Genomic DNA, 24,663 nt, shown 5'->3' with positions numbered 1-24,663 from the left:
GGCTTAGATTCGTTCATCTCACAGCGAAATGGTTCAAGGCCATGGCGCAAATCGAGAATCCGTTCGCCCTCGAGCAGCCGCTGAAGCTCTCGATCTGTTTTACTGAGACCTGCAACCTCGCGTGTCAGCACTGCTATTCCGATTGCTCGCCTGACAAGGCGGGGGCGGAATTGAGCAGCGAAGACTGGTCACGCTTTCTGGATGAGATTGCCGAACTCGGCGTGATCTATCTCTACATCGAAGGCGGTGAGCCGTTTCACCGGCCGGACTTCCTGCCGTTTTTGGCATCCGCATCCGGCCGTTTTCTCACCGAGGTGCGTACCAACGGCACGCTGATCACGCCGCAGACGGCCCGCTATCTGAGGGACATTCGTGTCGGCATCGTGCTGGTCGATCTATTCAGCGCACGGGCGGAGGTGCATGATGAGATCACCGGCGTATCCGGGAGCCACGCTCGCGCTTGCGACGGGATCAGCTCCATGTTGCAGGCCGGCATCGAGGTGCAGACTCTGTGCATCCTCAGCCGTAAGAACGTTGCCGATCTTCAAGGTTACATCGATCTCGCCGACCGGCTTGGGGTCAAAACCGCCGGTGTTCTGCGCCCTTATCCCCTCGGTCGGATGAAGTATCGCTGGGCGGAGTTCGCGCTGTCCCTGGACGAGATGCATGCGGCGCTCGATGCGCTCCGCCTGCCGCCCGGCATGAAGCTGATGCAGTCGTGGCATCCGAATGACGGCAACTCCTGCTGGCAGATGGCGGCGGTGAATGCCTTCGGAGATTCGATCGGCTGCGCTTATCTGCGCGAGTACGTCAACTACGGCAACATCAAGCGGGTCTCCTTCATGGAGACCTGGGAGCATCCGCTCTACCGGGAACTCAGATCCGGGCGCGTCAAGGATAGTTGTCCGAGTTGTGCATCCAGCCAAGGTTCGCATGGGGGGTGCCGTGCGACAGCTTATGCGTTTCACGGGGCCTGGGACGCCCCCGATCCGTTCGATAAGGTGCTGAACAGGGGAGTAGACCTGCGTGTCCTACCCGAATGGCTGTTACAACCACACCCAAAACCTCCGACTGCGACCACTTAAGGAAATGAAGAGCTGCGTGGTGTTTCGGCCTGATCCGCCGAAGCTGTTCATGCTGAATCTGAACGCGTGGTTTATCCTCGAGCTCTGTGACGGCAGCACCGCCGAGCAGATCGAGCAAAAGTACGTCGAACAGGTTGCGACCAAGAACCCGGAGGAGGATGCACGAAATCACCTCAGAGCTGGACTTCAACGATTGCAGGAACAGGGATTGATCGAACTGACACACCAAGGAGATTGATCATGGCTAACATCGAGTCCCCCGGACTTGCCGCCAGTTTGATTGCTGGCGAAACGCTGGTGCCCCCAACCGTTGCGGCAATTGAGCCGGAGGTCCGATCGGGCGGTTTCTTTCCATTTTGCGATCTTCTCAAGCACGGCGAAGGCAAGCAGGAGATCGAGAGTCTCCTGAATGACAGCGTTCTGCTGGGAGCTCTGGTGATCGAGTGGGGCTACGATGTTCCTTTCAACAAGCATGACGAGTTTCGGAAATGGCTGATCGCCAACGAACAGAAACTCGATCAGGTAACCCCCGAGGGGGTCACCTATCGCGGGACCTACGCGGTTTCGTCGACGAGTGAAAAGGGCAGTGGCCTCTACCGCACGATCTGGGCATTTCGGACGCTCGCGGCGCTGCAGACGTTCAACGATGCGATGCACGCGGGCACTGATTTTGCCCGTCTGATCCACGATCTGTCGAGTTATCGTGATCGCGAGCGCGGTGCCGCAAACAGTCAGCAGATCTATCAACCGGTTCGCTGCGCCGATCGGCTAGGATGATCAAACTGGCATTGTGACCAACCATTCTGGACGGCAGAGCGGAGGCCTCCGCTCTGTGGCAAGCAAGCGGCCCCGGCAAACGTGTCGGGTGAGGAGGAACGGGCTTGAGTCTCGTTGGGGACTTGGCCCGTCGAAACACTGATGACGTCGATGACAACGAACCTGGGTCGCAGGTCGACCAAGATAATTGATGTCGTCCGTGCCCACCGGCTGTTTCAGGATCTTGCGCCCGACGCGCTCGACCAGCTCTGTCGTTCCGCATGCATCGTACGGTTCAGACGGGGAGAGACGATCTTCCTCAAGGGAGACGCCGCCAACGCTCTCTTCATTGTGGTCGAAGGCGCGATCCGGGTGAGCTCGGGGTCGGCCGATGGACGCACCGCGATGCTCAATCTGATCGGCAATGGCGAGATCTTTGGTGAAGTTGCCGTGTTGGACGGGCTGCCGCGGACGACGGATGCCATCGCGCACTGCGATTCCGTCTTGCTGTCGATCGCGCGGCGCGAACTCATCGATCTGATCGACATGCAGCCTCATCTGATGATGAAGCTCATTGTTCTGCTCTGCGGGCGGGTTCGCGCGACCAGTCAGCAGGTCGAATGGTTGATGCTGCAGTCGATGCCGGCTCGGCTCGCCGGCACGATCATGCGGCTGGCGGAGCGTGACACCGACCGGGCTCGGCTTCGTATCGAGCTGACCCAGCAGCAGGTCAGTGAGATGGCTGGGATGTCACGTGAGAGCGTCAACAAGCAGCTGGCGCGCTGGGCTTCGCAAGGGTGGATCAGGCTTGGACCGCAGACCTTGGAGATTGTTCAGCCTGACGCCCTCCGTGCGGTTGCAGGTGAAGGTTGATTAGTTCCTTGTCTCCTCTTGGAGGTTAAGCCGGCCGCCTCAGGCGGCGTCGCGAAGCTGGGCGGGGGCCACCAGGATCGACCGCCGAGGCGGTCGATTGTCACCATAGCGCGCCACGCCGGCTGCCGCGATTTGAAGGACCACGCCGCCGATCCAGCTGGCGGCGAGCAGGGAAAGCCAGACGGCCGGAGGGTCTGCGCCGATGACGAGCACACCGACCGATGTCAAAGCCATGACCGAGGTTAGAAACGTGCCGGCGGCGCACAGCAGACAAACCGGATCGAGTCCTGAGCGTCGCGTCTCCCGGTACTGAAGTCCGCTCGCGGCAGCAAAGCCGATCCCCCCTGCCACCACAATGACCAGCGACGCCCATTCGGACTGCAGGATGCCAATATCGGCATGACCGACCGAAGCCGCGACGAATGTGCCGCAAGCAAGTCCGGTCATTGCAAGACCGATCCGCTCGATGAGTTGCGTCATATGCTTGATCGTATCCATGATGCTCGCTCCCGAACCATCTCCTCTGCTCACTGTAGTTCGAGGTAGCGCGCACCGTTGTGAACTGGTTCACACCGTCGACACTGGCGCTATCAAGGATCGGTGACATGAGTCGGTTATCTGGCGGCTGGTAATCGAGTCTGACGTCGCACTTCACGAGGCTCATCTGTGGCCGTCGCTGATGCGCCGCGGCCGCTGTCTTCATTGTGTATTAACCACGCGGCCGAAATGCTGCTGTGCAATTTATTAGTTGTTGTCTGCTGCCGTGCAACTCGTGGTGTAAGTGAGTCACTGGCGCGTCCTGGAGGCGTGACAATGCACAAGAGACGACCTGAGGAAACGCACTACGCCGCGGGATCGCCGGATCAGCCGGCGACCGCGGGGCTGCGGCGCGAGCTGGCCGAGGCCAGGCAGGCGCTGGAGACGCTGTACGCCGCGCTCGACAATGTCGACGCCGGGCTGTTGATTCTGAATGAAGAGCTGCGCGCCGTTTACAGCAATCCGGTGCTCCACGTGATGTTCAGGGCCAACAGCGCCGAAGAGATCCGGCAGAACCGTCCGCTCTATGCCGAGATGCTGGCCGCCTCCGCGCAGGCGGTTGCGGTCAATCTCGACGACTACGTCTCGCGGCGACTGGCCTGGGTGCAATCCGGCGATCCGAAGCCGATGGATCTGGCGATGACCGACGGTACCGCGCTGCGCTGCCATCTCGCCGTGCTGCCCGGCGGCGGCCGGATGCTGATCTACAGCGATGTCACCGACATCGTGCGTAACGCTGAGGAGCTGGAACGGTTGGCGACCACCGACGGCATGACCGGGGTGTACAATCGCCGTCACTTCCTGACGCTGGCCGACCGTGAATGGTCGCGCGCCCGCCGCTACGAGCGGCCGATGTCGTTCCTGATGATCGACATCGATTACTTCAAGGCGATCAATGACGGCTTCGGGCATCAGGTCGGCGACGAGATGATCGTGCATCTTGCCAGGCTGGCGCGCGACTGCAAGCGGGATTGCGACGTGCTGGCGCGGCTCGGGGGCGAGGAGTTCGCGCTGCTGCTGCCGGAGACTGATCTGGCGCAGGCGGAAGTCGTCGCCGAACGGCTGCGCCGCGAAGTCGCCGGCAACGCCCTGGTGGTCGCCTCGCACGCGATCCCCGCGACGGTTAGCATCGGCGTCGCCACCGCATTGCCGGGCATGAAGGACGTCTCCGACCTGATGAAGGCCGCCGATCAGGCGCTCTACGACGCCAAACACGCCGGCCGCAACCGCGTCATCTGCCGCGCCTGTCAGGATCCGGCGCCGCCCCTGGTGCCAGCCCTCACGCCGCGCTGCGAGGCGGCGACAATGAGGTGAGCGGCATCAGCCCCTCAGTGTCTGAGCTTTCTCAATCGCCTCTTGAAGCCGCTCCCGCGAGGGAGCCGCTAGTCTTTCGATGTCCAGAAGTCGGGCATAGACCAGGGGCGGGTCGTCCTCGTTGAGGGCGTGCGTGTGCGCGAGTATAAAGTCGACCAGTTCCGCGAGCGCGATCTCGGCCAGAGGTCGGCGGTGATCCGGGCCGTGGGGCCTGCGAAACGCAAGACGTTCAGTCACCGTGCCCGGCAGCCACAAGAACGAGCCGGGCGTTTCGTTCGTCTGCTCGTAGTTCTCAAGGTGCCGCGACACCTGATCCCGAATGCGCGCGCCCGTCCGCTGCCAGCCATGCGCTCGTGCGATGCGCTGAGCGAGGACGTCCTCCCTCACAGGAGCTTCGGCGATCATCACGGCATCGATCATTGCCTCGATCGTTGGGCGGTACGAGAACTCGAAGAAGCGATCCGCCTCCGTATTGAAGCCGGAGAGATCGACAATGCGGAACGTCGTGCGGGTTTCCTGTGCGGCATGACCGGCCGACGCAATCCGGGCTTCGCTCACCTGCTGCGCGGCCGTAATCGGAAGCTCCACGTCGTCGTCGGCGGTGGCGCGCTCACCGTTTTCCTTCGGCCCCTCCGATTGTTGGGTGTCGAGGACATCGACCGACAGGTCGATCTCGTCCGCAAAGCCGGCATTGCTCTTGCTGGCCGGTTCGCCCGCACGTTCGCTTTCAGCATCGGCACGGCTGGCCGTCAGGAGATTATTCAAGGCGGTATGGACTCGCTCGATCGCATCGTCCGCATTGAACCACCAGTCGGTCGACCAGATCCGCAGGATGTTCCAGCCCAGACCACGCAGCACTTGCTCGCGCACCTTGTCGCGATCGCGTGCGGTGGCTGAGCTATGGTAGGTGGCGCCGTCGCATTCGATGCCGGCGAGATACAGTCCCGCATGATCGGGATGGCGGATGCCGAGATCGATCCGGAAGCCGGACACGCCGACCTGCGTCACGACCTGCCAGCCGCGGGTTTGAAGCGCGACTGCGACGGCCTGCTCGAACGGCGACTCGAGCCCGCCGAGCGATCCCTCGTCCTGTGCGGGCAGGGCGAGCGCGCCGCGAGCCGCGTAGTCAAGAAACGCCTTCAGGTGACGGACGCCGACCGCTTTGCTGCGGTCGAGATCGATGTCGTCGGCACGTATGCCCGAGAACACTTTCAGTTCACTTCGGGCGCGCGTGACCGCCACGTTCAGGCGTCGTTCGCCGCCGTCGTTGTTGATGGCGCCGAAATTCATCGGCAGCTTCCCGGCGGCATCGCGGCAGAAGGTGATCGAGAAGTAGATCACGTCGCGCTCGTCGCCTTGGATGTTCTCGAGATTCTTCACGATCACCGGTTCGATTCGGTCGTCAGAGAAGAACCACTCAAGGTCGGGATCCGCGCGGCACACCTCGTCGAGCAGGTCCTGAATCAGCGCCTGCTGCTGGGCATTGAACGTGATGACGCCCACCGTAGGGCGCTCGGCCTCCGGCAAGTCGAGCCAGCTCTTCAGCTTGGTTCGGATGTCGGTGGCGATTGCGCGCGCCTCCTCGCGATTGGTCCGGCTCTTGCCCCGATCATAGACGCCGGTCGGCACCAAGTTCAGGGAGACCGCACGATCCTCCGTCACCGGGCTTGGGAAGGTGACGAGATGATTGTCGTAGTAATGCCAGTTCGAGAATGCGATCAGGGATTCATGACGGCTTCGATAGTGCCACCGCAGGTGCCGAACAGGGAGCCCTGAAGCCCGCGTTTCGTCGAGAATACTCTCGAGATCGCGATCGAACTCAGGCACGCTGTCATCTTGATCGTCGGCGCGACCGAAGAAGTTCGTCGGCGGCAATTGCTTGGGATCGCCCACGATAATCGTCTGCCGGCCGCGGGCGATCGCGCCGACCGCGTCCCAGGTGGCGATCTGCGACGCCTCGTCGAAAATCACGATGTCGAACAGCGCTTGATCGGGTGGAAGATACTGCGCGATCGACAACGGTGACATCAGTACGCACGGCGCGAGCTTGCCGAAACTCTCCGGCATCGCAGAGATCATCTCGCGGATCGAACGGCTTGGCCGCTTCAGGCCCATCTGATGCCGCAGCTGTCCCAGTTCGGATTGTCGAGGCACCGATTCGGAGGACGGAAGGCCATGCGCCAGCGCGCTGACCACCTTGTCACTGGCATGGGCACGGACCAGATCGTCCACCGCTCTGAAATCGTCGATCGCATTCTCGTGGGCGAAGCGGCGGAAGCTCCGTAGCTCTTTGCTGTCGTCGATCGCGAGCGGCAGCCACCAACGTGCGTAGCCGAGCCTGAACGCCGACACGCTGCTGTCGGCCGGCACGGCGCCGGTCTGGAGAGACTCCACGAGGGGAGCCAGTCCACGTGCGATGGCGCGCTTGCGGACCAAGCACCACGACGACCAATCGCGGAATAACGAGCGAGCATGTTCGATCTCGTCCATCTGTCGAATGATCGTGCCGAGAAAGTCATCGTCGTTATGGTCGAGCGGCAGACCGGCCGCCTGTTCGAAGCTGGCGATGCAAGCCTGCAATTCCTGGTAGCGGGCCAGATAGTCCCTGGCGGCCGAAAGCTGCGGCTGGTTGACCTGTCCCTTCAGGTTGGCAGCGATGCTGGCCGCGACCTTTTGCACGTCGCCGGCAAATTCACCGAGCTGGACCAGCGAGGTCCTGAGCCGCTCTGCCTTTTCCAGATGGCCTGTCAGCGCCTTGCAGTCGGTATCGAGGCCATTGAAGGCCAGTGGGGCTTGTGCGATCGCATTGTTCTGGATCGACCGAAGCTTTGCTTGCAGATCGCGGAGCAGCCCAATGTCAGTGCCCGGGTCGGTCGTTTTGGCTCCGGCGTATGATCCGAGCAGCCGTTTTACGCGCCGCGTCCCGAGCCAGGACTTCGGCCACATGGCTGCTTTCGCTTCGTGCCAGTCGCGCTCGATCTCGGCGATCGGAATGCGTGCCACGGTGTCGGGCGCGTAGCGGACCGACAGGCCGGTTTCACTGTGGCGATAAGCCGAAATCGCCGTTTCGAGCTCGGACAGCGCGCGGGCCAGGGCGGCGAAGTCGCGATGCAGAATGATCGTTTGATCTTCGCCGGAGGTTGCGATCAGATCCTGCGCGAGGTCGGCGAAGTATTTCAAGCCGTCCGCACGGCAGTCCTTAAAGCCATCGAGCCCGAGGCGGGGACTGATCCCGGCTAGCGCCGTGCGTGCTTCAGTGGCGGCCCGTGCGAGAGCCCGTGCTGCAGTCAGCAGCTTCTCCTGCCAGGCATTGGTCCATTCTTCAACATGCAGCAGGCGGAGCACGGGACGGACGGTCACGGCCGCATAAGTCCGACCGAGGTCGCCGGCTAGATCTTGCAGTTCCGTGTAGGTCCGCGCGTCGTGGGTATCCTTGCTTGGCCACTCGAACTTCGGCGCATAGTTGTCTTGTCCGAGAGTCGCGATGCCAATCGCCGCGTAGGGCGTCAGTCCATTCGGTGACTTGTGATGCAGCGCATCGACGTAAGCGTTCAACTCGTCGCGCCGGATCTGCAGCCGATGATTGAGCGTGACCCATTGGGTTTCGCGATTGGCCGCGCGCTTCTCCCACGAGTTCTTCAATTGGCCGAAGAAGTGCTTTCGATCCGCTTTGCTCGAATGCAGTTCGAGACAGTGGTCGCCGAGCCGGTGCTCCCGCAAACGCCGATACACGACGTCGAGGGCCGCGGTCTTCTCGGCGACGAACAGCACGGTCTTGCCGGCGGCCAGGCACATCGCGATCATATTGGCGATCGTTTGGCTCTTGCCAGTGCCGGGCGGACCGATGATGACGAAGTCGCGCCCCTGTGCGGCCGCAAGGCATGCGGCGATTTGAGACGAGTCCGCCGGGAGCGGCAGCACCAGATCGGCCGAGGCGTATTGGCGGTCGATATCGGCTGCATCCGGGAACGGCTGGTCGGCGCCCTCGAGAATCCGATCGGGATTGTCGATGAGGTGTTTGACGACACGATTCTGCCGCAACGCCGTAACGCGGTCGGTCAGATCCTTCCACATAAGATATTTGGCGAAAGAGAAGGTCGACAGGGCGATGTCATCGACGACTTCGAAGCCCGGAACGTCGCGCACGCTTCGGCGCACGCTGTCGAGGACTTTCGAAACATCGATGCCTTTGTCGTCCTTCGGAAGGCCTTCGCGAAAGTCCGGAAGCGAGACCTCGAAATCCCGCTTCAGGAATTGCAGCAGCGTCGCATTCAGTTGTGGTTCGTCTTCGTGGAATTTGAGGCGGAAGCGATCTGACGCGCCCGAGCGTTCGAGTTTCACCGGCAGCAACAGCAGTGGTGCACGATAGGTTCTCTCGTCGGTCGGTGTCTTCTTCCACTTCAGAATTCCGACAGCGAGATAAAGCGTATTGGTACCACCTTCGGTCAGGTCATTCTTGGCCTGGCGATACAGATCGGTCAGCCGAGACGACAGGTCCTTGGGCTCGAGCTTGGAGGAGAGTTCGTCTCGCTTCAGTGCTTCGGCTGCGAACGTCCGATTCAGGTCGTCGCCGCGCCGATCGCGATGGAGAGACGCGTCCCGATCACCCAGCGGATTTTGCTGGGGCAGCGAAATGATCTTGATCGAAGCTCCCTCGGCTAGACGATCTTCGAGATAGGCGACATCGGGGCAAACAAAGGGGATCGTCCGTTTGCCTTCGGAAAAGTTCAGTAGGCGGTTACGGAGCGATAGATCGAGCAGCCGAGATCGCCACCGTTCGATGCGTCCCTCCGGCGTCGTCGGCTTCTCGTCGACTTGGTCGGCTGGGGAGAGAATGTCAGGTGCGGGAGGCAGGGGGAGTTCGGCGGACGTTTCTTCCTCATCGACCACCGCCTCCATCCTCGGCGTGTGGGATGCCAATGGCAAGATGCCGGACGAGCGCGAGCGCGCGACGTCGACTGCGGCCACGAAAGGCTGCAGCGCTTCTTCGTTGAGTTTGTCTTCGCCGACCTTCCGGGCTTGTTCGAACGTCATCGCAGGCCGGTGCGTGACCCCGGTCGCTTCGAACACGATAAGCTCCCGGGCCGCGATTGCCTTGCGGAGTTCGCTGACATCGTCTTCGATGGTTTTCGGCAGAGTTCTTTTAACGAGCCAAACACCGACAAACGCATGGCCGTCGAGCAAGACGGAGACAGGATTCAAACCGACAGCCTCTAGGGCGGCAGCGAAAAGAAGAGTAACGTCAAGGCAAGTCCCGAGCTGATCTTGGATCAGTTTGCTCGGTCCGCGCACTTTCTGCCCGCGCTTCTCGAAACTGGCAGGCGGCTCGGCGTAGTGCAGTCCCAGTGCCGCGATCGCCGAATAGACTGCTGCCGCGAGCATGTAGGCGCGCTTCGGATCGTTGCTCTGGTAGCCGTCCAGGGCCGATGAGTGGCCATGCGAGGCAAGGCATTCGGCTGCCGATCGCAGCACCCGATGAATTGCCGGGTCGTTCGGCATCACAAATGCCGGAAGCAGCTGTGCCATGTCAGACACGCCGCCCCATTCGTCACGGGCCAGCAGGCGCACAGGAACGACGGCCTCAGCGATAAGGGTATCTGCCTGGAGCAGCCGCAACGTGATGTCGCCTGCCTCGGCTTCATCAAGGCCTGCCAGATAAGAGGGATCCAGATCCACGCGTCGGTCGCTGAGCGTATGTCTGTCGCCCGCGATGATCCTGTCGATCGTCCAGGTTTTTGGCCGCAGGAATGCGGGACTCGAGACCAGCTCCAGACGAAGCCTCTCAAGCGGCTCTTGGCTAGCGTTGCTGATCGCAACCGCGCGGAGGACGGGAATCGAATTCTGATGCGAGGCGAAGGTGAATTTCTCAGCCAGATCGGCTTCGATCTTTACGGTGTGGTCTTGCGCGCTCGAACTCGCACCGTCAGCTGCAAGTTCGGCGAATTCACTTTCAGCCTTCATCACCCAACGTCACTCCTCACTGCAATCATTGCGGCATTGAAAATTCATCCGCAAGCATGAAGTGTGCAGTCTTCGACAGGTCAGATTGGTTCTCCAGAGCATTTAGCTACCGAAGAGCTTTCGGACAGGAACGGCCGGGGCTGGCCTCGAATCCAATCCGTCGATCCTTTCGCTCGTTCGGTCGTCGCGCCTCTCGCGCCATCGGGCCCCTATTCCTGCTATTCAACCTTACTAAATAGCAGCGAATCAAATCCTGGCCCTGTCTGGCTGGGACGAGCCGTGGAGTCGCAATGAGTGAGCCGCAGCCTTTCGTGATCGGGGCCACCGGGATGGTCGGTGGTGCGATCGTTCGTCGGTTGATCGCGGAAGGCGCGCAGCCGGTGGGGCTGTCGCGACAGACGCGGTCGCCTGCGGATGGTGTGCGGTGGATCGCGGGGGATCTCGGCGATCTGAGCCGCGCCTCGCTGCCGCCGCTCGATGTGGTGTTCGCGACTGCGCCGGTTGGGCGCGTTGCTGATGCGGTGCCGGTGCTGGCGGCGGCCGGCATGACCCGGCTTGTGGTGTTCACCTCGACCAGCATCGAAACCAAATGGGATACGCCCGATCCCGACGAACGCGCTTTCATTCGCGACTGGGGCGCCGGCGAAGCGCGCGTCATCGCGGCCTGCGCGGCCCACAATGTCGGCTGCACCGTTCTCCGGCCGACCCTGATCTATCTCGAAGGCCGCGACGGCAATGTCAGCCGGATCGCCGGACTGATCCGGCGCTTCCGGTTTTTTCCGCTGATGGCGGGCGGCGAGGGGCTGCGCCAGCCGGTGCATGCCGACGATCTGGCTGCAGCGGCGGTCGCTGCCGCGGCGCGGCCGCATGCGATCGGCAAGACCTACAATCTGCCGGGCGGCGAGACGCTGACCTATCGTGAGATGGTCGGCCGGATCTTCGATGGGCTCGGCCTGCTGCGGATCATTGTGCCGGTGCCGGATTGGGCATGGCGGATGATCCTGCCAGTGGCGGTGAAGGTATTGCCTGGGCTGTCGGCCACGATGGCGACCCGGATGGCGAAGAATATGACGTTCGACGTCGGCCCGGCTGCGGCCGATCTCGGCTTTCAGCCGCGCCGGTTTCGGCCGCAGTTCAGGTCGAACTGACTACTGATTGGCCGCGATCGCGATCTGAGGTTGGCCGCGCCAGCTCAGGCCGCCGGCAGTCTGGGCCGTGGCCAGAAACGCCACGGTCGCGAGGACAGCCAGAAGATATCTTCCGAAGTCGGACATCATCGCGGCAGCTCCTGGTCAGCCCCCGCCGCGATACTCCCGGTTTATGGTTAATGGCTTGCTAACGCGCCACCAACCGGCCCGGTCAGGCCGGCTTGCCGATCGTCACGTTGAGGGTGCCGATGCCGTCGACGCCGCAGGCGATGCTGTCGCCGGGCGACAGCGCCGCGACGCCGGCCGGGGTGCCGGTCATGATGATGTCGCCGGCGGCGAGCTCGACCTGCGCCGACAGCTTGGCGATGATCTCCGGCACGTTCCAGATCATCTCCGACAGATCGCCGGTCTGCCGCTCGGTGCCGTTGACCGACAGCCAGATCTTGCCGGTGGCGGGATGGCCGATTTCGGAGGCCGGGCGCAGCGCGCCGCACGGCGCCGAGGCGTCGAACGACTTGCCGATCTCCCAGGGCTGCTCCTTCTTGCGCGAGGCGATCTGCAGGTCGCGGCGGGTGAGGTCGATGCCGACCGCATAGCCCCAGACGTGATCGAGCGCCTTCTCGACCGGAATGTTCAGCCCGCCGCTCTTCAGCGCGACCACCAGCTCGACCTCGTGGTGCAGATCCTTGGTCAGCGGCGGATACGCGATGGTGGCACCATCGGGCGCGACCATGTCGGCGTGCTTGGCGAAGAAGAATGGCGGCTGGCGCTCGTCATTGCCCATCTCGCGGATGTGTTCGAGATAGTTGCGGCCGACGCACCAGATCCGGCGCACCGGAAAGCGGTCGGCCGAGCCGGCGACGGCGAGGGCGGGCTGCGGCGGCGGGGCGATCACGAAACCAGCATTGCTCATGAGTGTCTTTCGCAAGCCAAGGAGGCGGGGCGGGAGGGCGCGGGATCAGGTCCGGTCAGGTTAGGCGGTGGCGGCGGCCGGCGCCAGCGGCGCGGTGTGGCGCTGTTGCAGCCGGAAGAACGAGGCATAGCGGCCGCCGCGGCGCAGCAGGTCGTCATGGCGGCCCTGCTCGACGATCTCGCCGGCTTCGACCACCAGGATGGAATCGGCATGCATGATGGTGTGCAGCCGGTGCGCGATCACGATCGTGGTGCGGCCGCGGGCGAGATGATCGATCGCCTCCTGCACCAGCTTTTCCGATTCCGAATCGAGCGCTGCGGTGGCTTCGTCGAGCAGCACGATCGGCGCGTCGCGCAGCAGCGCGCGGGCGACCGCGATGCGCTGGCGCTGGCCGCCGGACAGTTGCGCGCCGTGCTCGCCGACCGGAGTGTCGTAGCCGAGCGGGAAGCTCATGATGAAGTCGTGCGCGCAGGCGGCCTTGGCTGCGGCGACGATCTCGTCATCGGTAGCGCCGAGCTTGCCGAACGCGATGTTGGCGCGGACGGTGTCGCGGAACAGATAGACGTCCTGGCCGACATAGGCGGTCTGCTGCCGCAACGACTCGCGCGAGATGGTCGCGGTCGACTGTCCGTCGATTCGGATCTCGCCGGATTGCACTTCGTACAGCCGCAGCAGCAGCGCCAGCACCGTCGATTTGCCGCCGCCGGAAGGACCGACCAGCGCGGTCGTCTGGCCGGGCTCGGCGACGAAGCTCATATGATTGAGCACCGGCTCGTCGGGCCGATAGGCGAATGAGACGTGATCGAACTCGACCCGCGCCTTGGTGAGTTGCAGGGCCGGCTTGTGGCTGTCGTCCGGCTCGCTCGGCGGGCTGTCGATGATCTCGAGCAGCATCCGGGCGCCGACCAGGCCGCTGTTGAGTTCGATGTTGAGCCGCGCCAGCCGCTTGGCCGGCTCGTAGGCGAGCAGGAACGCGGTCAGGAACGAGAAGAACTCGCCGGGCGTGGCGCCGGTCGCGACCACGCGGTAGCCGCCATACATCAGCGAAGCCGCTACGGCGAAGCCGCCGAGCGTTTCCATCAGCGGGCTGGAGCGGTTCGACACCTTCGCCATTTTGTCGGCGTTGGCCTGCACCGCGGCGATGTTGGCGTCGATCCGGTCGCTCATGGTCTTTTCGAGCGAGAACGCCTTCACGGTGCGGATGCCCTGCAGCGACTCCTGCATCGTCTCGAGAATCTGCGCGTTGCCGGTGAACTGCGTCAGCGCCAGGCCCTTCACGCGCTTCACCAGCTTGCGCACCACAAACGCCGCCGGCGGCGCGACCAAGAGGCCGAACAGCGCCATGAACGGATCCTGCACCACCATCACGATCACCAGACCGATCAGGGAGAGGAAATCGCGGCCGATCGCGTTGATCAGCAGATTGAGCACTTCGGTGACGGAGTTGGCGCCGGCGGTGAGGCGGGCGAGGAATTCGGACGAATGCCGCTGCGAGAAGAAGCCGATGCTTTCGCTCATCAGCTTGTGGAACATCCGACGCTGATTATTGGCGAGGATCGCGTTCTTGATCTGGGTGAGGATCACCGACTGGCCGTAAGTTGCCGCGCCCTTCAGGCTGAACACCACAAGGGTGACGACCGACCAGAACATGATGCCCTGCAGGTCGCGATCGACATAGGCCTGGTTGATCACCTTGCCGAGCAGGAAGGCCGAGCCGGAGGTCGCGGCGGCAGCGATCGCCATCAGGCCGAAGGCCAGCGCATAGCGCCGCCAATAGGCTGCGGCCTGTTCCATCACCAGGCGGCGGATCAGCTGCCACGCGCCATAAGGGTCGTCAGTGATCTTGCGTGGGGCTTCGGTCATTCCCGCATTCCATCGACGGCGTCGGACAAGGGTCGCGCGCGAGGAAGGCGTGCGTCTTGGCGGAGTCCTTGCCCCCGATGGGCCGGATTTTCAAGCCAAAACGGCGGAACCAGAGGCGTTGTCAGGCCGGAATCGCTTGCAATTCAACCACTTGGCGTTGGCGCAGCAGCTTTTCCTCCCACGCCAAAGCGTGGGCCGCGATGGTGTCGAGATCGTCGTAACGCGGGGTCCAATCCAGCGTGCGGCGGATTCGGCGGGTGTCAGCGACCATCGTCATGATGTCGCCGGGCCGGCGCGGTGCCGCGGCGACGGCGAAGTTGCGCCCCGCGACGCGCTTCACCGCATTGATGGTTTCGAACACCGAATAGCCGTGGCCGTAGCCGCAGTTCAGCGTCGCCGGACCGCCGCCCGCGCGCAAGTAACCGAGCGCGGCGCCGTGCGCTTCGGCGAGATCGGCGACGTGAATGAAGTCGCGAATGCAACTGCCGTCCGGGGTCGGATAGTCGGTGCCATAGACGTCGATCCGGCTGCGCTGCCCGGTCGCAGCTTCCACCGCAATTTTCAACAGATGCGTGGCGCCCACGGTGGCAAGCCCGATCCGGCCCAGCGGATCGGCACCGGCGACGTTGAAGTAGCGCAGCGCCACGTAGTTGAGGCCGTAGGCTTCCGCCGCGTCATGCAGCATGATCTCGGTCATCAGCTTGGAGCGGCCATACGGCGACAGCGGCCGTGTCGGCGCGTCTTCGCCGACCGGAATGCGGTCCGGGTTGCCGTACACCGCTGCGGTCGAGGAGAAGATGAAGTTCCTGACGCCGCGCCGCGTCGCGGCGGCGAGCAGATTGCGCGACGTCGAGGTGTTGTTGCGATAATAGCCGAGCGGATCGAGCATCGAGTCCGAGACGATCACCGAGCCTGCGAAATGGATGATGGCGTCGACGCGGTGCGAGGCGATCACGCCATCGACCAGGTTTTCGTCGCCGGCATCGCCGATGAACAGCGGAACGCCCTCAGGCACAAACTGCGAAAAGCCGGTGGAGAGGTTGTCGATCACCACCACGCTTTCGCCGGCCTCGACCAGCGCCAGAACCGTGTGGCTTCCGATGTAACCGGCGCCGCCGGTGACGAGTACGGTCATCGTGGTTTCCGTCCAAGGTGCTGGTTCGTCTCGCGCATTTGCGCCAGCCTGTCGACAAACAATGGAATTGCGGTATAGCGGGGCCGCCTCAGCGGCGAATTGCCAGCGTTTTTGCCGGGGATTCGACTCTATGGTTGTCAATCCTGTAACGAGGACCGCGCAATTGCGGGCCTTTTGCGTCAATGTCGGACATCCTCATCATCAAGACCTCTTCCCTCGGCGACGTGGTGCATCAGATGCCCGCGGTCACCGACGCTGCGCGCGCCCAGCCCGGCTTGCGCATGAGCTGGGTGGTGGAGGAGGCGTTCGCGCCGCTGGCACGGTTGCATCCCTCTGTGACCGAAGTGATTTCGGTGGCGACGCGGCGCTGGCGGTCGCATTTGGCGAGCCGTGCCACCTGGCGCGAGATCGGCGATTTCAACACCCGTTTGCGTGAGCCTGAGTTCGACAAGGTGATCGACACCCAGGGCCTGATCCGTTCGGCGATCATCGCCCGGCTCGCGCAAGGCGAGCGCCACGGCTACGACGCGCAGAGCATCCGCGAGCCGCTGGCGTCGCGGTTCTACGACGTCCGCCACAGCGTCAGCCGGTCGCTGCATGCGGTGGCGCGCAACCGCGCGCTTACCGCGCTGTCGCTGGGCTATCAGCCGGCGGACGACATCGACTACGGGCTGATCAAGCCGGCGCGTGGCGCTGATGCGCCTTACGCACTACTGCTGCACGGCACCTCGCGCGTGTCGAAGGAATGGCGCGCCGAGGATTGGATCGAAATCGGCCGCTGGCTGCAAGCCCGCGGGTTGCAGCCGGGTCTGCCGTGGGGGACCGACACCGAGCGGCAGACCGCCGAACGGCTGTCGAGCGCGATTCCCGGAAGTCGCGTGCTGCCGCGTCAGCCACTCGATCTCACCGCCGGTGTGATCGCGGGCGCCACGGTGGTGATCGGCGTCGATACCGGCTTGCTGCATCTGGCCGCCGCGTATCGGGTGCCGCTGGTCGGGATCTATGTTGCGACCGATCCGGGACTGACCGGTCCGGTCGGCAGCGGTTCGCTGCGAGTGCTCGGCGGTAAGAGCGGCGGCCCCTCGGCGCGGCAGGCGATCGAGGCGGCTGAGCAGCTGCTCGGTTAGTTGGATGCAGCGGCGCGCTGCATCTTGATCAGCACCTGTTTGACGAAGCCGTCGATGTCTTCGCCTTCGAAGCGAAACCCGGGAATGCCGGCAGCCTGCGCGGCTTCGACATCACTTGGGCTGTCGCCGATCACGAAGCTGCGGGTCATGTCGACCGGCCAAGCCTTGGCCAGATCCAGGATCATTCCGGGGCCCGGCTTGCGATGCTCGCAGGCGACCCGATAGGCGTCGATCGTTCCTTCGACATGATGCGGGCAGAACCGGACATCGTCAATCTGCGCGCCTTGCGCCTGCAATTCATCCTGCATCCAGCGATGCAGGGCACGGACGTCGTCCTCGCTGAACATGCCGCGGGCGACGCCGGACTGGTTGGTGATGACGAAGACGTAGTAGCCGGCGGCGTTGAGCTGCCGGATCGCCGCGGCGATGCCCGGCATCCAGCGCAAGCGTTCGCGCGTGCCGACATAGTGATCGTTGTAGTTGATGACGCCGTCGCGATCGAGGAAGGCCGCGGGACGGCGCGGCGCGGAAGCGGTCATGGCGACGGCTTGCCCAGCACGACTTCAATCTCGTCGCAGATCGCATGCGCGGCCATCAGATGAATCTGCTGAACCAGCGCGGTTTCGGGGGCAGGCGCAATCAGAAGATGATCGCACAGCGTGCCCATCGATCCGCCGCTCGGGCCGGTCATGCCGACGGTGACGAGGCCGCGTTGACGCGCGACTTCGAGGGCCGCGATGATGTTCGGCGAGCGGCCGGAGGTGGTGATGCCGATGAAGACGTCGCCGGGTTGCCCGAGTCCTTCGACCTGCCGGGCGAACACCCGCTCGAAGCCATAGTCGTTGGCGATCGCCGTGAGTGCCGAAGTGTCGGTGGTCAGCGCCACTGCCGGCCAAGCGGCGCGGTCACGCTTGTAGCGACCGATGATCTCCGCAGCGATGTGCTGGGCGTCGGCGGCACTGCCGCCATTGCCGGCGAGCAGAATCTTGCGGCCCTGCTGCAGCGCCTGGATCGATGCCGCAGCGATCGCCCGCGATGCGGACAGCAGCGCTGCATCGCCGGCGGCAGCAGTCATCGCGGCAAGCGAGAGCTGGAAATGGGCGGCGATCTTGTCCTGGCTCACGTCACACCTGAAGGCTGAAACTGAAGGCTCTGGTAAAGCCCAGGGCCGGGTCCGGCGCAAGCCGAAGGGCTCAGACTGCCGGTGCGATGCCGGCGGCCTGCAGCGCGTGCAGCGCCGCGTTGGTCACGTCCTCGACCGCGATGTCCCGCATACAGCGGTGATGCTGCATCCGGCAGACCGGCTTGTGGCAGGGCCGGCAGGGGATATCCCCGGGCGCATGGATCACCGTCTCGATCGGGTTGAGCGGGGCATAATGCCAAGGGCTGGTAGGGCCGAAGATGCCGATGGTTCGGCTGCCAATCGCGGCGGAAACGTGGAGCAGGCCGGAATCGTTGGAGATCACCAGATCGGCCGCCGCCAGCGCCAGGATGCCGTTGCGCAGGTCTGTGCCCGTGAGATCGCGGACATGCGGGCCGCCGGCTGCGACGATTTCCTGCGCCTTGGCGGTTTCGCCCGGGCCGCCGACCACCCAGACCTCAAAACCACGCTCAGCCAGCGCCTTGCCGGCCTCGACGTAGTAGCTCCAGCGCTTCGCCGGCCCGACAGCGCCGGGCGCGAGCGCCACCACGGTCCGGCCGTGCAGGCCTTTGGCCTGCCGCCAAGCCGCAATCTCGGCTTCCGGCACCTGAAGCTGCGGCTCGGGCCAGTCCAGCGGCAGTTCCGGCAGCGGCGGCAGCGCCAGCGCGGCGCAGCGGTCGATCATCCGCGGCAATGCCTTTTCGCCGCGCCGCCAGTCATTGAGCAGGCCGAACCGGACCTCGCCGATGAAGCCGGTGCGTTTCGGAATACCGGCAAGCCAGGGCGCGATGGTGGATTTGAAGGTGCGCGGCATCACCACCGAGGCGCCGTAGCCCTGCTGCCGCAGCTTCGCTGCCAGCGCCCGCTCTTCAGACAGCGAGATCTTGCTGCGCGGCAGGTCCCAGACGATGCCCTGGCGCACCCCGGGCATGTAATCGACCAGCGGCGCGCACAGCGTGGTGGTGAGGACGTCGACCGGCCGGTTCGGCCAACGGTCCTTCAGGACCCGCACCACGGTGTGGCAGCGCACGAAATCGCCGATCCACATATACGGGACCAGAAGCACCGGGCTGGTCTCGTTGCGGTCCGGCGCAGTCGCCAGGCTGGCTTTGAGTGATTCGTAATTCATCGTTTGTTCTGTTGCCCTGCCTAGCAGGGGCTGATCGGCCCAGCCGGTTAACGCCTGCGGCGGCCCGCGTCCAGCCGGCATTTCGCGCCGTGCCCATTCCGCATTCACAGCAATTCAGAGTTGAAGTTGCCTGCCCCGGCGGAGTGGGGCAAAGGTGGCGCGCAAATCGAGGCGGAGAAGTCATGCTGCTGGTCACCGGGGGCGCCGGGTTCATCGGATCGAATCTGGTCGCGGCTCTGAACGACGCCGGGCGGGCCGACGTCGCTGTGTCCGACTTTCTCGGCCACGACGGCAAGTGGAAGAACCTCGCCAAGCGGCAGCTGGCCGATTTCGTGCCGCCGGCGGAACTCGCCGACTGGCTGAAAGGCCGCAGGCTCGACGCCGTCTTCCATATGGGGGCGATCTCCGCGACCACCGCCACCGACGGCGACATGGTGATGGAGAACAATTTCCGGCTGTCGCTGCGGCTGCTGGACTGGTGCACCGAGACCGGAACGCCGCTGATCTACGCCTCGTCGGCGGCGACCTATGGCGACGGCGAACACGGGTTCGACGATGACTCCTCGCTGGCGGCGCTGAAACAGTTGCGGCCGATGAACCTATATGGCTGGAGCAAGCATCTGTTCGACCTGGTGGTAGCGGAGCGCGCCGCCAAGGGCCACAAGCTGCCGCCGCAATGGGCCGGCCTGAAGTTCTTCAACGTGTTCGGCCCGAACGAATATCACAAGGACACCATGGCCAGCGTGCTGGCGCGGCGGTTCGACGACATCAAGTCCGGCCGGGTGGTCCAGCTGTTCAAGTCGCACCGCGAAGGTATTGCCGACGGCGACCAGCGCCGCGACTTCATCTATGTCGACGACGTAGTGCGGGTGATGATGTGGCTGTTCGCTTCGCCTAGCGTCAGCGGCATCTTCAACGTCGGCACCAGCCATGCCCGGAGCTTCCGCGACCTGATCCTGGCCGCCTATGCGGCGCTCGGCACGGCGCCGCAGATCGAGTACATCGACATGCCGGAACAGATTCGCGGCAGCTATCAATACTTCACCCAGAGCGAGGGCGACCGGCTGCGTGCCGCTGGCTACAATGGCGGATTCACCCCGCTCGAAGAGGCGGTCACGTCTTACGTCACTGGTTACCTCGACCGCAGCGATCGCTTCCGCTGATCGCACGCAACCGTTTGGATTCGGATGTTCAGCTTCGACGCCTTGCTGCAAGCGATCGCTCGTCAGACCGTCCTGTGTGTCGGCGACCTGATGCTCGACGAGTTCGTCTATGGCGAGGTGTCGCGGATTTCTCCGGAAGCTCCGGCACCGGTGATCGCGGTTCAACGCAGCGAGACCAATATCGGCGGCGCCGGCAACGTAGCTCGCAATATCGCGGCGATCGGCGCGCGCTGTATCTTCGTTGGCTTGATCGGTGATGACGCTACAGGGCGTTTTTTGGAATCTGAGCTAGGCAGCGAGCCGCGGATCGAGCCGGTGCTAGTCCGTGATGCCTCGCGGCCGACGACCCGGAAAGTGCGATTCGTCTCCGAGCACTTTTCGACCCACATGCTGCGGGCCGATTGGGAGACGGCGGCGCCGGCCGCTACGGACGTCGAGCAGCGCCTGCTCGATGCGATCCTGCCGCAGCTTGCCCGTGCCGACATCGTGCTGCTGTCCGACTATGCCAAAGGCGTGCTGACGGCGAGGGTCATTCGCGACACGATCGATGCCGCCAAAAAACTCGGCAAGCGGGTGATCGTCGATCCGAAAAGCGCCAACTTCGCGATCTATCGCGGCGCCACGCTGCTGACGCCGAACCGCAAGGAATTCACCGCGGCGACGCGAAGCGCAGCAGCGACCGATGACGAGATTGCCACGGCGGCTCAGGACGCGATGGCGCTCGCCGAATGCGAGGCGATGCTGGTGACCAAGAGCGAGCACGGCATGACGCTTGTGCCGCGCGGAGGCGAACCGATCCATGTACCGGCGCTGCCGGTAAAGGTGCGCGACGTCTCCGGCGCCGGCGATACGGTGGCGGCTGTGCTGGCCGTGGTGTTGGCTTCCGGGGCGAACTGGGCAACCGCGATGCGGGCGGCGAGTGCGGCAGCGGCGGTGGCGGTGAGCAAGAACGGCACCGCAGTGGTGACGCCGGCCGAACTACGCCGACGAATCCTGCCGCATGCCTCGCTGGCGGCGGAAGAGAAGATCATCGGCAGCGATGCCGAGCTCGACGAGCGGCTGAAGCAGTGGCGCCGCGAAGGCCTTCGGGTCGGGTTCACCAACGGCTGCTTTGACATTCTGCACCCGGGCCACGTCAAGGTGTTGACCGCAGCGCGCGGTGCTTGCGATCGGCTGATCGTCGGGCTGAACAGCGACGCCTCGGTGCGCCGCCTGAAGGGCGAAAGCCGGCCGGTGCAGCACGAACGCGCCCGCGCCGAGGTGCTGGCCGCGCTCGAAGCGGTCGACCTGGTGGCGATCTTTGAAGAAGATACCCCGCTCCGGCTGATCACGCGGATCGAGCCGAGCGTCCTGGTCAAAGGCGGCGACTACACCCGCGAGCAGGTGGTTGGCCACGAGATCGTGGCGGCCAAGGGCGGCGACGTGCTGCTGGTCGACGTGCTGCCGGGTTTCAGTACCACCTCGCTGGTAGCGCGAGCGCGCGAGGGGCAGTCCTGATCATGGTGACCGTGTCGGATCATCGCGAGAAAGCCGCACGATGCTGACGTCGATCCGGTCGTTTACCTATCGCAATTGGCTGATCGCGCTCCACGATCTGCTCGCGACCGCTGCCGCTGTGTTGCTCAGCTTCTATCTGCGGTTCGACGGCGAGAACCTGCTGGATCGTTTGCCGCTGCTGCTGAAGATCCTGCCGTACTTCGTCGTCTTCAGCTTTTTCGTTTGCTATCTGTTCCAGCTCACCACCACCAAGTGGCGGTTCATCTCGATCCCGGACCTGCTCAACATCCTACGGGCCGCGAGTGTTCTGACGATCGCGCTGCTGGTGCTCGATTACATTTTCCTCGCGCCCAACATGTACGGGACGTTCTTCCTTGGGAAGACCACCATCGTCCTGTACTGGTTTCTCGAGGTGTTCTTCCTCGCCGGCTCTCGGCTCGCGTACCGTTACTTCCGCTATACCCGCACCCGCAACAAGGCGCGACGTCTGGATGCGGCGCCGACGCTGCTGATCGGCCGTGCAGCCGATGCCGAGGTGTTCTTGCGTGCCGTTGAGAGCGGAGCGGTGCAGCGGCTGTGGCCGGTCGGGATTCTGTCGCCGGCGTTCTCGGATCGGGGGCAGACCATCCGCGGCCTTCCAGTACTCGGCGGCATCGATGATCTACACAATGTCGTCGCCGACTTTGCGCACCGGAACAGGCCGATTGAACGCGCCGTGATGATGCCGTCTGCCTTCGAGGCGGAGGCTCAGCCGGAATCGGTGCTGATGCGGGCACGCAAGCTCGGGCTGACCGTCAGCCGCCTGCCCTCGCTCGAGGAGAGCCGTGATACGCCCCGCCTGGCTCCGGTCGCGGTCGAAGATCTGTTGCTGCGCCCAAGCGTCAAGATTGACTACGACAGGCTCGAAGGTCTGCTGAAAGGCAAATCGATCGTCGTCACCGGTGGTGGCGGATCGATCGGATTCGAGATGTGCGACCGGGTGACGACGTTCGGTGCCGCCCGATTGCTGGTGATCGAGAATTCGGAGCCGGCGCTGTACGCAGCGATGGAGAAGCTCTCGGGCAAGGTCAGCAAGACCAAGGTTGAAGGCCGGATCGCCGATATCCGCGACCGTGAGCGAGTCTTCGACCTCATCGGTGCCTTCAAACCCGACCTCGTGTTCCACGCCGCCGCGCTGAAGCATGTGCCGATCCTCGAGCGCGACTGGGGCGAGGGCGTCAAGACCAACATTTTCGGCTCGGTCAACGTTGCCGATGCGGCGCGCGCCGCTGGCGCCGAGGCGATGGTGATGATTTCGACCGACAAGGCGATCGAGCCGGTGTCGATGCTCGGCCTCACCAAGCGGTTCGCCGAACTGTATTGCCAGGCGCTCGATCGTGAACTCACCACTTCTCTAGGTGACAAGCCGGCAATGCGGCTGATCTCGGTGCGGTTCGGCAACGTGCTGGCGTCGAACGGCTCGGTTGTGCCGAAGTTCAAGGCGCAGATCGAGGCTGGGGGACCAGTGACGGTGACGCACCCGGACATGGTCCGCTACTTCATGACCATCCGCGAGGCCTGCGATCTTGTCATCACTGCTGCGACCCACGCTCTCAGGTCAAAGCATGCCGACGTGTCCGTGTTCGTGCTGAGCATGGGCCAGCCGGTGAAGATCGTCGAACTGGCAGAACGGATGATCCGGCTGTCCGGTCTGCAGCCGGGTTACGACATCGAGATCGTGTTCACCGGCGTTCGACCGGGTGAACGGTTGCATGAAATTCTGTTTGCCGAGCACGAGCCGACCACCGAGATCGGCATTCCCGGCATCATGGCTGCGTGTCCGAACGAGTTGCCGTTGGCGACCTTGCGCCAGGGCCTCACCGCACTCGAGACGGCGATCGCGGCAGGTCGCCATGATGAGGTCGTGGCGATCTTGAAGGGGGCGGTGCCTGAATTTCGGATCGAACCGACAGTGCCTGCGCCGTAGCTGCACCCGTGGTTGACGCGTCACGCTTTACGACGCGCAAACCGCATTAGTAGGGCCGCGACCACCGCGACGCCGACGGCGAACAGCACGCCATCTGCGGCGATGGAACTCAGCGCGATCGAGACTCCGGCCAGTAGCGCCAGCGCCAGATTGGTCAGCAAGACAAGCCCAACGACTTCGCGTACCGAAAAGCCGTTGTCGGTGGCTCGCTGATAAAAATGGGACCGGTGCGCCAGCCAAAACGGTTCGCGCCGCAGCATTCGCCGCAACAACGTCAGGGTACTGTCGGCGAGATAGTATAGCGGCAGGAGCAGTGCCGCGGTGACATGCCCTTGCAAGGCAAGCTGCAGCAGGCACCAGCCGAGCAGGAGGCCGATCGGCAGACTGCCGACGTCGCCGAGAAAGACTTTGGCCGCTCCCGGCCGGTTGAACGGGGCGAAACCCACGAGTGCTCCACCGAGCGCAGCCGCAATCAGCATCGGCGACTGCGTCAGCGCACCGAGCAAGCCGAACACCGCCAGGGCGGCCGTGACCGGCACGCCTTCGGCAACCGTCATCCAGTCGAGTCCGTCCATGAAGTTCACGAGGTTGACGAACCACAACCCGCCGATCAGCAATGCCGCGCGTTCGAACCACAGCGGCAGGACAGGGATGATCTGCTGGTCGGAGGGCAGCGTGAGCACGACCGCCCCGACGCACAGCGCCTGCAGCGTAAAGCGTGGCAGCACAGGGATCGGTCGGATGTCGTCGATCGCACCAACGATGGCAATGATGATGGCTGCGGCAAATAACGGCAGGAGCGCCAGCGCCGGCGTGGTCGCGCCGAGAGCCAAGGTCGTAACGACCAGTGTTGCGGCGATGACGGCAATTCCGGCACCCTGCGGCGTGGGGATTTTGTGCGACGAGCGCGCGTTCGGACGGGCCAGCGCGTAGCGGGCCAACAGCGGCATCAGCGCCCAGGTGAGCACGGCACATCCGACTGCTGCGGACATGAAGGCGAATAGCGCGGTCAGACTCGTCCCCATTAGTCGTTGAGCCTGACGCTTAAAGACATC

The 24,663-nt window shown here is 63.9% G+C and carries 20 protein-coding genes; 10 read left to right on the top strand and 10 right to left on the bottom strand.

Translation table 11 applies throughout. The features are described 5' to 3' along the window. The first annotated feature begins 41 nt into the window (after positions 1-41). The 4 genes from LRC39_RS20445 (at position 42) to LRC39_RS20430 (ending at position 2,714) form a co-directional block, all read left to right on the top strand. Positions 42-1,085, top strand: a complete 1,044-nt coding sequence (locus tag LRC39_RS20445) for a radical SAM protein (protein ID WP_346295464.1) — start codon at positions 42-44, stop codon at positions 1,083-1,085. Between the two features lie 4 nt (positions 1,086-1,089). Further along, entirely contained in the window at positions 1,090-1,323 is a 234-nt protein-coding gene (locus LRC39_RS20440) for a PqqD family protein (RefSeq protein ID WP_264053206.1), read from the top strand. Between the two features lie 2 nt (positions 1,324-1,325). After that, complete coding sequence (locus tag LRC39_RS20435; RefSeq protein WP_346295463.1) at positions 1,326-1,862, top strand: hypothetical protein; 537 nt, start codon at positions 1,326-1,328, stop codon at positions 1,860-1,862. A 141-nt stretch (positions 1,863-2,003) separates the two neighbouring features. Further along, entirely contained in the window at positions 2,004-2,714 is a 711-nt protein-coding gene (locus LRC39_RS20430; protein WP_346295462.1) for a Crp/Fnr family transcriptional regulator, read from the top strand. A 39-nt stretch (positions 2,715-2,753) separates the two neighbouring features. Here the strand turns inward: LRC39_RS20430 and LRC39_RS20425 are convergent, their stop codons facing one another. Continuing rightward, the gene (locus LRC39_RS20425) at positions 2,754-3,212 is read right to left on the bottom strand and encodes a hypothetical protein (RefSeq protein ID WP_346295461.1); all 459 of its coding nucleotides are present in this window, start codon (positions 3,210-3,212) and stop codon (positions 2,754-2,756) included. A 315-nt stretch (positions 3,213-3,527) separates the two neighbouring features. Here LRC39_RS20425 and LRC39_RS20420 point away from each other — a divergent pair, with 315 nt between their 5' ends. Further along, entirely contained in the window at positions 3,528-4,565 is a 1,038-nt protein-coding gene (locus LRC39_RS20420; protein ID WP_346295460.1) for a sensor domain-containing diguanylate cyclase, read from the top strand. 6 nt (positions 4,566-4,571) lie between these two features. Here the strand turns inward: LRC39_RS20420 and LRC39_RS20415 are convergent, their stop codons facing one another. After that, a complete protein-coding gene (locus tag LRC39_RS20415) occupies positions 4,572-10,526 on the bottom strand; it encodes a DUF3320 domain-containing protein (protein WP_346297533.1) in 5,955 nt (1,984 codons plus the stop codon). Positions 10,527-10,816: 290 nt separating this feature from the next. Between LRC39_RS20415 and LRC39_RS20410 the strand changes: the two genes are divergently transcribed. Then, a complete protein-coding gene (locus LRC39_RS20410) occupies positions 10,817-11,674 on the top strand; it encodes an NAD-dependent epimerase/dehydratase family protein (RefSeq protein ID WP_346295459.1) in 858 nt (285 codons plus the stop codon). Here the strand turns inward: LRC39_RS20410 and LRC39_RS20405 are convergent, their stop codons facing one another. The 4 genes from LRC39_RS20405 to galE form a co-directional block, all read right to left on the bottom strand. Next, entirely contained in the window at positions 11,675-11,803 is a 129-nt protein-coding gene (locus LRC39_RS20405; protein ID WP_263989448.1) for a hypothetical protein, read from the bottom strand. Positions 11,804-11,885: 82 nt separating this feature from the next. Continuing rightward, positions 11,886-12,587, bottom strand: coding sequence for a fumarylacetoacetate hydrolase family protein (locus tag LRC39_RS20400; RefSeq protein WP_346295458.1), 702 nt, complete (start codon positions 12,585-12,587; stop codon positions 11,886-11,888). A 60-nt stretch (positions 12,588-12,647) separates the two neighbouring features. Further along, positions 12,648-14,450 carry an ABC transporter ATP-binding protein gene (locus tag LRC39_RS20395; RefSeq protein WP_107356670.1) on the bottom strand — a complete coding sequence of 601 codons (1,803 nt, stop codon included), beginning with the start codon at positions 14,448-14,450 and terminating at the stop codon, positions 12,648-12,650. A 121-nt stretch (positions 14,451-14,571) separates the two neighbouring features. Continuing rightward, the gene (gene galE, locus LRC39_RS20390) at positions 14,572-15,585 is read right to left on the bottom strand and encodes a UDP-glucose 4-epimerase GalE (protein ID WP_346295457.1); all 1,014 of its coding nucleotides are present in this window, start codon (positions 15,583-15,585) and stop codon (positions 14,572-14,574) included. A 182-nt stretch (positions 15,586-15,767) separates the two neighbouring features. Here galE and waaC point away from each other — a divergent pair, with 182 nt between their 5' ends. Beyond that, positions 15,768-16,712: a lipopolysaccharide heptosyltransferase I gene (waaC, locus tag LRC39_RS20385; RefSeq protein ID WP_346295456.1), complete on the top strand. Its 945-nt coding sequence runs from the start codon at positions 15,768-15,770 to the stop codon at positions 16,710-16,712. Here waaC and LRC39_RS20380 read toward each other — a convergent pair. The 3 genes from LRC39_RS20380 to waaF form a co-directional block, all read right to left on the bottom strand. After that, positions 16,709-17,251 carry an HAD family hydrolase gene (locus LRC39_RS20380; protein WP_346295455.1) on the bottom strand — a complete coding sequence of 181 codons (543 nt, stop codon included), beginning with the start codon at positions 17,249-17,251 and terminating at the stop codon, positions 16,709-16,711. The genes waaC and LRC39_RS20380 overlap by 4 nt on opposite strands. Then, on the bottom strand, positions 17,248-17,835 hold the full coding sequence (locus LRC39_RS20375) for a D-sedoheptulose 7-phosphate isomerase (protein ID WP_346295454.1): 588 nt from the start codon (positions 17,833-17,835) through the stop codon (positions 17,248-17,250). Before LRC39_RS20375 ends, LRC39_RS20380 begins: the two co-directional genes overlap by 4 nt. A 70-nt stretch (positions 17,836-17,905) precedes the next feature. Beyond that, on the bottom strand, positions 17,906-18,982 hold the full coding sequence (gene waaF / locus LRC39_RS20370) for a lipopolysaccharide heptosyltransferase II (protein WP_346295453.1): 1,077 nt from the start codon (positions 18,980-18,982) through the stop codon (positions 17,906-17,908). 182 nt (positions 18,983-19,164) lie between these two features. Between waaF and rfaD the strand changes: the two genes are divergently transcribed. From rfaD to LRC39_RS20355, 3 genes are read left to right on the top strand one after another with little or no spacing between them, the layout of a single operon-like run. Beyond that, positions 19,165-20,145: an ADP-glyceromanno-heptose 6-epimerase gene (gene rfaD, locus LRC39_RS20365; RefSeq protein WP_346295452.1), complete on the top strand. Its 981-nt coding sequence runs from the start codon at positions 19,165-19,167 to the stop codon at positions 20,143-20,145. A 24-nt stretch (positions 20,146-20,169) separates the two neighbouring features. Beyond that, on the top strand, positions 20,170-21,642 hold the full coding sequence (gene rfaE1, locus LRC39_RS20360) for a D-glycero-beta-D-manno-heptose-7-phosphate kinase (RefSeq protein ID WP_346295451.1): 1,473 nt from the start codon (positions 20,170-20,172) through the stop codon (positions 21,640-21,642). Positions 21,643-21,682: 40 nt separating this feature from the next. Next, positions 21,683-23,608, top strand: a complete 1,926-nt coding sequence (locus LRC39_RS20355) for a polysaccharide biosynthesis protein (protein WP_264053191.1) — start codon at positions 21,683-21,685, stop codon at positions 23,606-23,608. A gap of 20 nt (positions 23,609-23,628) precedes the next feature. On the opposite strand, the gene LRC39_RS20350 is transcribed toward LRC39_RS20355, so the two are convergent. Then, entirely contained in the window at positions 23,629-24,633 is a 1,005-nt protein-coding gene (locus LRC39_RS20350) for a glycosyl transferase (RefSeq protein WP_346295450.1), read from the bottom strand. Between the last annotated feature and the right edge of the window lie 30 nt (positions 24,634-24,663).

It is taken from the genome of Rhodopseudomonas sp. P1, from assembly GCF_039642825.1.
GTDB classification, from domain to species: Bacteria; Pseudomonadota; Alphaproteobacteria; order Rhizobiales; family Xanthobacteraceae; genus Rhodopseudomonas; species Rhodopseudomonas palustris_H.
The sequence above is the reverse complement of the archived record's forward strand: the minus strand, read 5'-3'. Positions and strand labels throughout refer to the sequence as shown.

Coding starts and splice junctions, on each gene's coding strand:
- rfaD (WP_346295452.1), top strand. CDS start 19,165: ATGCTGCTGGTCACCGGGGGCGCCGGGTTCATCGGATCGAATCTGGTC.
- waaF (WP_346295453.1), bottom strand. CDS start 18,982: ATGAATTACGAATCACTCAAAGCCAGCCTGGCGACTGCGCCGGACCGC.
- LRC39_RS20355 (WP_264053191.1), top strand. CDS start 21,683: ATGCTGACGTCGATCCGGTCGTTTACCTATCGCAATTGGCTGATCGCG.
- LRC39_RS20380 (WP_346295455.1), bottom strand. CDS start 17,251: ATGACCGCTTCCGCGCCGCGCCGTCCCGCGGCCTTCCTCGATCGCGAC.
- LRC39_RS20400 (WP_346295458.1), bottom strand. CDS start 12,587: ATGAGCAATGCTGGTTTCGTGATCGCCCCGCCGCCGCAGCCCGCCCTC.
- LRC39_RS20410 (WP_346295459.1), top strand. CDS start 10,817: ATGAGTGAGCCGCAGCCTTTCGTGATCGGGGCCACCGGGATGGTCGGT.
- LRC39_RS20435 (WP_346295463.1), top strand. CDS start 1,326: ATGGCTAACATCGAGTCCCCCGGACTTGCCGCCAGTTTGATTGCTGGC.
- LRC39_RS20440 (WP_264053206.1), top strand. CDS start 1,090: ATGAAGAGCTGCGTGGTGTTTCGGCCTGATCCGCCGAAGCTGTTCATG.
- LRC39_RS20350 (WP_346295450.1), bottom strand. CDS start 24,633: ATGGGGACGAGTCTGACCGCGCTATTCGCCTTCATGTCCGCAGCAGTC.
- LRC39_RS20425 (WP_346295461.1), bottom strand. CDS start 3,212: ATGGATACGATCAAGCATATGACGCAACTCATCGAGCGGATCGGTCTT.
- LRC39_RS20445 (WP_346295464.1), top strand. CDS start 42: ATGGCGCAAATCGAGAATCCGTTCGCCCTCGAGCAGCCGCTGAAGCTC.
- LRC39_RS20415 (WP_346297533.1), bottom strand. CDS start 10,526: ATGAAGGCTGAAAGTGAATTCGCCGAACTTGCAGCTGACGGTGCGAGT.
- LRC39_RS20395 (WP_107356670.1), bottom strand. CDS start 14,450: ATGACCGAAGCCCCACGCAAGATCACTGACGACCCTTATGGCGCGTGG.
- waaC (WP_346295456.1), top strand. CDS start 15,768: ATGTCGGACATCCTCATCATCAAGACCTCTTCCCTCGGCGACGTGGTG.
- galE (WP_346295457.1), bottom strand. CDS start 15,585: ATGACCGTACTCGTCACCGGCGGCGCCGGTTACATCGGAAGCCACACG.
- LRC39_RS20430 (WP_346295462.1), top strand. CDS start 2,004: ATGACGTCGATGACAACGAACCTGGGTCGCAGGTCGACCAAGATAATT.
- rfaE1 (WP_346295451.1), top strand. CDS start 20,170: ATGTTCAGCTTCGACGCCTTGCTGCAAGCGATCGCTCGTCAGACCGTC.
- LRC39_RS20405 (WP_263989448.1), bottom strand. CDS start 11,803: ATGATGTCCGACTTCGGAAGATATCTTCTGGCTGTCCTCGCGACCGTG.
- LRC39_RS20420 (WP_346295460.1), top strand. CDS start 3,528: ATGCACAAGAGACGACCTGAGGAAACGCACTACGCCGCGGGATCGCCG.